3 protein-coding genes are annotated in these 7,170 nt (G+C 61.6%); 1 reads left to right on the top strand and 2 read right to left on the bottom strand.

Annotated elements, in window-relative coordinates:
- Both EPD60_RS04030 and EPD60_RS04025 read right to left on the bottom strand, forming a co-directional pair.
- Positions 1–1,256 (bottom strand): immunoglobulin domain-containing protein (locus tag EPD60_RS04030; RefSeq protein ID WP_165871399.1); only part of this gene is annotated, 1,256 nt, incomplete at its 3' end.
- 81 nt (positions 1,257–1,337) lie between these two features.
- Complete coding sequence (locus EPD60_RS04025) at positions 1,338–4,583, bottom strand: beta strand repeat-containing protein (protein WP_131447099.1); 3,246 nt, start codon at positions 4,581–4,583, stop codon at positions 1,338–1,340.
- Positions 4,584–5,112: 529 nt separating this feature from the next.
- On the opposite strand from EPD60_RS04025, the gene EPD60_RS04020 reads away from it, so the two are divergent.
- A complete protein-coding gene (locus tag EPD60_RS04020) occupies positions 5,113–7,044 on the top strand; it encodes a T9SS type B sorting domain-containing protein (RefSeq protein WP_131447097.1) in 1,932 nt (643 codons plus the stop codon).
- Positions 7,045–7,170: the final 126 nt, after the last annotated feature.

The raw sequence follows: 7,170 nt of genomic DNA, 5'->3' as shown, positions 1-7,170 counted from the left end.
ACCGTATAAGTCGTTGTCGCCGTCAGACTTGCCGTTACCGGCGAGCCCGTAGTTGCCGACAGCCCCGGGGCCGGGCTCCAGGCATAGGTGCTTGCTCCACCCGCGGTAAGCGTCGCGCTGCCACCGCTGCAGATCGGCGCCGGCGTATTCACCGTAACGGTCGGGTTGGGGTTGATCACCAGGTTGGCCGAGCCCGTGTTTGTGCAATTGTTGCTGTTGGTAACGGTCACCGAATACGTACCAGCCGTCGAGGTTTGGAAGCTGCTCACATTGCCCGCCGCCGCCGCGCCCGAAGGCACGGTCCATGCATAAGTATAAGTACCGGCAGGTGCCACCACCGCCGAAATTGTTGCCGGCAATGCATTGGCGCAGACTGCTGGCGCATTCACCGTTATCACCGCGAAGTCATAGGTCACCGCACCGCAGGGGCCGGTAACAACCACCCGGTAGCGGTTGCCATTCATCGAGGTGCTTACATTCGATAGGGTGAGCGTGTTGGTGCCACTGCCGGCAGGCGTGTTGGCGGTGCCGGTAGGGCCGAAAGCGAACCACTCGTACGTAAGCGGCCCGGTGCCCGATGCCGTCACGGTAAACGTCGCATTGCCGCCCTCGCAAACCGATACGTTCTGCGGCGGCGTCACGATCGCGGTCTTCGGGTTCACCGTGATGGTAAAGGTCTTCGGAGCCCCCGGGCAGCTGACGCCGTTGGTGGTGAGCGTCGGTGTCACGGTGATCGTAGCGGTGATCGGTGACGTGCCGGTATTGGTTGCTAAGAAAGACGCGATATTTCCCGTGCCGCTCGCGGCGAGCCCGATGGCCGTGTTGTCGTTGGTCCAGTTATATACCACACCCGTTGCCGGTGTGCCGCTGAACGTTACCGCCGTTGTGCTGCTGCCGGCACATACCGTCTGGTTGGCAGGTGCCGTTGCCACGGGGATCGCGTTGGTGGTCACCACGATCGAGGCACGCGGGCTTTCGCAGCCATTACCGCTCACCTGGCTCACGTAATAGGTGGTTGAGCCCACCGTTGCAGACGAGGGCGTTGGTGCGGTGGCGGATCCGGTGCCGCCGGTAGCCGTTGTATACCAGAGCAACGTGTTGCCGGCCAATGCGGTTGCCGTCAGCGGCACCGTCGCCGCTCCCTGGCAATAGGTTACCGGCGTCGTCACGGTCGGCGCGGCCGGCTTTGCAGTCACCGTTACTGTAAGCGATGCCCGCGGGCTGGTGCAGTTGCCCGGGTTGGCCACCTGGCTCACATAATACGTTGTGCTGCCAACCGTGGTGGTCGACGGCGTCGGGGCCGTTGTGCTTCCGGTGCCGCCCGTTGGCGCCGTATATCAAAGCAGGGTATTGCCATTGCTGGCCGTTGCTGTAAGTGGCACTGCGGTGGCTCCCTGGCAATACGTTACCGGTGCCGTGGCGGGAGCCGCGGGGACGTTCTGAACCGTTAGTTGCGCCATGTTGGAAAAACTCTCCGCGCATCGGTTGTTGGTGAACTTTGCCCGGTAATAGCCGCCACTTCCGACGCCCGGAGTCAAACTGTAAGTCGTCGAATAATTCCCGATTGCCGATGATGTTGTCGTATTGGGTATGTCTACCCAGTTGATCCCGTCGGCGCTGTATTGCCATGACATAAATACGGTGCCGTTGCCTCCGTTGCCGGAAGCGGTAAAGCTCACCGTTCCGGATCCGTTGCACCCTACCTGCGATGCAGGATGCGTGCCCAGGTTGATGGGTGCGCCGATGTGCAGGGTGACGCCCGCGGATGCGGCTTGTCCGCAGCTGTTGGTATACACTACGCGGTACATCTTTCCGTCCTGGCTTGGCGATGCGTTGAAACTGTAGTTGGGGCTCGTGGCTCCACTTACATTCGACCAGGTAGCACCACCGTCGCTGCTCACCTGCCATTGCACCGTCGGTGCCGGCGTGCCGGAAGCAATACTTACCAGTGTAAGCGGGCTTCCCTGGCAACCTACTGTATCTGCGGGTGGCTGCCGGCTCAATACTGGCTTTGATCCGACAGAAACGCTTACCGTTGCCGTATTGCTGCAGCCTGCAGTGGTGCCGGTTACCGTATATGTTGTTGCGCTGGACGGATTGGCCGATACACTCGCGCCGGTAGTCCCTGAAAGCCCCGTTGCCGGGCTCCAGGAATAGGTGGCCGCGCCGGCTGCCGTGAGCGTGACTGCTTGCCCGTCGCAGGCTGTGGGGCTTGACGGTGATACTGTTATCGTCGGCTTCTGGTTGACCGTCACCGTAACACTTGCCGTGTTTGTGCACCCGTTGCCGTCCGTCCCGGTGACGGTATACGTAGTGGTAGCCGTAGGACTTGCCGTAACAGAAGCGCCGCTGGCCGATGATAGCCCCGTTGAAGGACTCCAGCTGTAGGTGGATGCACCGCCGGCTGTCAGCGTGGTACCGCTGCCGCTGCAGATTGCTACAGCGGGTGACACGGTCACCGTGGGCTTGGGGGTGACAGTAAGCGTGACCAGCCCCTTTTTGGAACAGCCGTTGGCATCGGTGCCTGTTGCTGTGTACGTAGTGGTGCTGGCCGGGTTGGCCGTTACCGTGGCGCCGGTGGTGGCCGAAAGACCCGTGGCTGGTGACCACGTATAGGTAATCGCCCCGCTGGCGGTCAGCGTCGAGCTGCCCCCGCCGCAGATCGCACTGGGCGATGCGCTGGCGGTTACAACCGGATTTTGGTTAACGGTGACGGTCACTGTAGCCGTGTTGGTACAGCCGTTGGCATCGGTGCCCGTAACGGTGTACGTCGTGGTAGCAGAAGGGCTTGCGGTCACCGAAGCTCCGCTTGTTGCTGAAAGACCCGTAGACGGACTCCAGCTGTAGGTGGAAGCGCCACCCGCCGTCAGTGTCTTGCTGGCGCCGGCGCAGATTGCGGCATCGGCCGAAACGGTCACGGACGGTTTCTGGTGGACGGTGACTGTCACGGTTTCCGTGCCCGTACAACCCGAAGCATCCGTCCCGGTAACAGTGTACGTGGTAGTCGCCGACGGGCTCGCCGTAACCGTCGCTCCCGATGTGGCGGAAAGCCCGGTGGCGGGCGACCAGGTATAGGAGCTCGCGCCACCGGCGGTCAAGGCCACGTTTTCCCCGGCACAGATATCCGGCGACGACGGCGACACCGAAATATTCGCTCCCTGACTTACCGTTACAGTCACCGTTTTCGTACTGCTGCATCCATCGCTGCTGGTGCCGGTGACGGTATACGTGGTCGTTGCTGAGGGGCTCGCCGTTACCGATGCGCCCGTGGTGCCCGAAAGGCCCGTAGAGGGCGACCAGGTATAGGTTGCCGCGCCGCCTGCTGTCAGGGTGGTGCCCGAGCCGCTGCAGATCGTTGATGAAGCAGCGCTTGCCGTCACTGTCGGCTTCGGGTTGACGGTTACCGTCACCGTTGCATTATCCGTGCAGCCATTGGCGCCGGTGCCGGTCACGGTATAGGTGGTGGTCGTTGTCGGGTCGGCGGTGACGCTGCTGCCCGTGGTCGAAGAAAGATCCGTGGACGGGCTCCAGCTGTAGGTGCTGGCACCGCTCGCGGTGAGTGTGACACTGCCGCCGGCGCAGATCTCCGGCGGTGTGGCAACCGTTACGTTCGGATTTGCCTTGATGGTGACGGGATACGTGTCGGTGGCGGGACAGTTATCCGGCGGGGCCAGGTAGCTGACCGAAACGCTGCCGCTGCCGGCCGCGCCCCAGTTGACCGTGATCGAATTGCTGCCGCTGCCGGCGCTGATCGTGCCGCCGTTCACAGTCCAGTTGTAGCTGTTGTTGCCGGATTCGGTGGTAAACACCGAGCCGCTGCTGTTGGCGCAGACGCTGGTGGGGCCGGAGATCGTGGCGGTGCCGGAAACTACGCTCAGGTTGCGCACCGGGCTCGTAAGGGTACAGCTGCCGCCGGTTGCTGAAAACGTGACCCGTACGCTGTAGGCACCGGCATCGTTGGCCGCCGCATTGGTGACGTTGATGGTGGCGCCCGTTTCTCCATTGATCGGGTTGCCGTTGAGCAGCCACTGGTAGCCCGTTACGTTGCCGTCGGTGCTCACGCCGAAGCTCTGGCTGGTGCCGGCGCAAATGGTGACGGAGGTATTTTGCGGCGACATCCCGGTGATCTCATTTACGCGGAGTGTAGCCGCCGCCGAGGTGTCGGCACAGCCGTTGTCGTCGCTGATGATCAGGCGGTACTCACTTTGATCCACGTTGCTGCCGCCTCCCACCGAGGAAAGGTTGAGCGGAATGGGGGAGGAGCTGGTGGTGCCCGAGGCGCCCGCGATATCGCTGAAGCTTCCGTTGGGCGCCCGGCGCTGCCACTGGTAATGCACGGTGCTGCCACTGGGGGTGATCCCGGCCTCGAAAGTGGCCGCGCCGCCGTAGCAGGCCCGCACCGCCGCCGGCTGCGTGCCGATGCCGGGACATTGTGCCAGCAGGGTCGCAGCCGGGAAAAGGCAGTACGCAAGCGAAAGGGTCTTGAGCCCCGGCTTGTAGAAATACGGACGTACCATTGCCATGGCGGGACGCCGTGATTTATGATGCAGGATAATGGATGCCGGGAGCAGCGCTTGCAGCATGCGTCTGAAAAGCGCACAGCGGTTTTTGCATAAGAAAATTCTTTTGTCGGAGAACATGCCGGCCGCAGGTATTATAGGTTAGCGCAATGCGGTTTTACAAAGCTGACGGTGTTGAATAGCTCACCTGCTGGCGGCAGGCACAGGATGGTTTGGACTTCGATTCGTTTAGCTATTCACCGATAAGAAGGAGGGGGAGAAAATAAGCAGGGGAGAGTTGTTAAGATACCATTAACAAAAAAAGAGCCATGATGCCGATCCCCGGGCACTTTCTGTTTTTAGATTTTCAGGCGGTTTTCATTTGCTTTAGGTACAACCATTTGCGGCTTTTTCTTTTAAAGTGGGGCCTTTATTTTCTGCTCTTCTGTTCCTGGATCTGATTGCAGTTGAGTTCACCAATCCGGGTACTTTTTTTCACCACGGGATTCCGGTGAAAGCCGGTTTGTAAAATGCTGGGTGCCGGTTAGCTGTGCTTTCGCGGAAAACCTATCTTTACTGCCGTCTGCTGCGCCCCAAAAACACGTTTCGATCTATGAAGCACCTGCTTCTTTTTGTTCTTACCTGGGCTGTGGCATTTATCGGCCGCGCGCAGCTCTGCACCGGCTCCCTCGGCGACCCCATCGTGCGCAGCACTTTCGGCGCCGGCGCCAATCCCGGTCCGCAGCTTTCCTCCGCCGCGCTCGGCTACTCCTACCAGGCCAACGACTGTCCCGGCGACGGCAGCTACACCGTACGCAACAGCTCCACCGGCTGCTGGGGCAACACCTGGCACACCGTGGCTTCCGATCATACCGGCGATCCGGGCGGATACTTTATGGTAGTGAACGCCAGCAATAATCCCGGCGATTTTTATGTAGACACCGTACGCGGTCTCTGCAGCGGCACCACGTACGAGTTTGCCGCCTGGGTTCTTAATATCAGCCGCACCAACGGCTGCAACGGCACGCCCATCCAGCCTAATATCACCTTCCGCATCGAACGCACGGACGGTACTGTGCTGGGTACCTACAACACCGGCAACATTCCACCCACCGGCGCGCCCGAGTGGAAGCAATACGGCTTCTTTTTTACGACCACGGCCACCGTGGCCAACGTGGTGGTGCGGATGACCAACAATGCGCCCGGAGGCTGCGGCAACGACCTGCTGCTCGACGATATCACCTTCCGTCCCTGTGGCCCCCTGCTCACGCCGGGCTTTACCGGCTCGCCGGGCACGCAGAAAACGGTATGCGCGGGAACAGCCGCCGCCTTTGACCTTTTTGTAGGCCTGTCGGCGGGCTATGTGTCGCCGCGCTTCCAGTGGCAGCTGAGCCGCGACAGCGGCGCCTGGACCGACCTACCCGGCGCTACGGCGCAAACGCTGAGCGTGGCAGTGGCGGCAACAGCGCCGCCGGGAACGTACCGCTATCGTCTTACCGTAGCCGAAGGCGCCAATTGGGGTACGGCTTCCTGCACCGTGGCTTCGGCGCCCCTCGTGATCGTAGTGGCCGGACGGCCAGCCCTTGACATCACAAACAACGGTCCCGTATGCGCCGGCACTTCGGCCACCCTCAGCGCCACCGGCGCGGTTACCTATTCCTGGTCGGGGCCGGGTGGCTTTACCGCGGGCAACGGTATTGCCAGCACGGGCGTATTAGGCGATGCCGGCAGCACCAGCTACAGCCTCCGCGCCACCGACGCCGCGGGCTGCTCCTGGACGGGCGCCACCACGGTGGTGGTGCTTCCGCGGCCCGATGCCGCCGTGGCAAGAGATACGGTAAACACCTGTGCCGGTACGCCGGTAGCGCTGCAGGCAGCCGGCGGAAGCTCCTACCAATGGTCGCCGGCAACAGGGCTGGATAACGCCCTCGCTGCCAGCCCGCTTGCCAGCCCGGCTGATTCGCTGCGCTACCAGGTGCTGGTGCGGAACACCGAAGGCTGCACCGATACGGCCTGGGTGCAAGTGAACGTGCGCCGGCCCGCCCGCGCCGAGGCGGGCCCCGACCGTGTTATTTTCCTCGGCGACCCGCTGCCGCTGGAGGGAAGCGTAACCGGAAACACTGCATACACCGTGCAGTGGTCGCCGGCATATTTTCTGAACAACAGTACAGCGCTGCAAACAATCGCCCGCCCGGAAATTGATACCCTGTACGTGCTGAGTGTGACCTCTCTCAACGGCTGCGGTACCGACCGCGACTCCATGCGGGTGCGGGTTTTCCGCCGCGTGGAGGTGCCCAACGTCTTTACGCCGAACGGCGACGGCGTCAACGACCGCTGGGAGATACCCGCGCTGGCCGCCTACCGTAATTATACGGTCGATCTCTTTACGCGCTGGGGCCAGCCGCTGCAGCAATACCGCGACAGCTATTCTCCTTGGGCCGGAACCCTCAACGGTAAGCCTTTGCCCACCGGCACGTATTATTATTTGATCCGTATCGCCGACACCGCTCAGCAAATCAGCGGCGCTGTAGACCTGATCCGGTAGTAATTGCAATTATCTCATTCAGAAACCGGCACGCCGAAGGCGTGCAAACTCCGTGAGCTCACGCCTCGATTGTATCGAGCATATTATTACCTAAAGGACAGTCTAATAAAAACTGTAAACGAAGAG

Source organism: Flaviaestuariibacter flavus (genome assembly GCF_004337505.1).
Classification (GTDB): Bacteria; Bacteroidota; Bacteroidia; order Chitinophagales; family Chitinophagaceae; genus Flavisolibacter; species Flavisolibacter flavus.
This window is presented reverse-complemented; position numbering and strand designations above follow the sequence as displayed.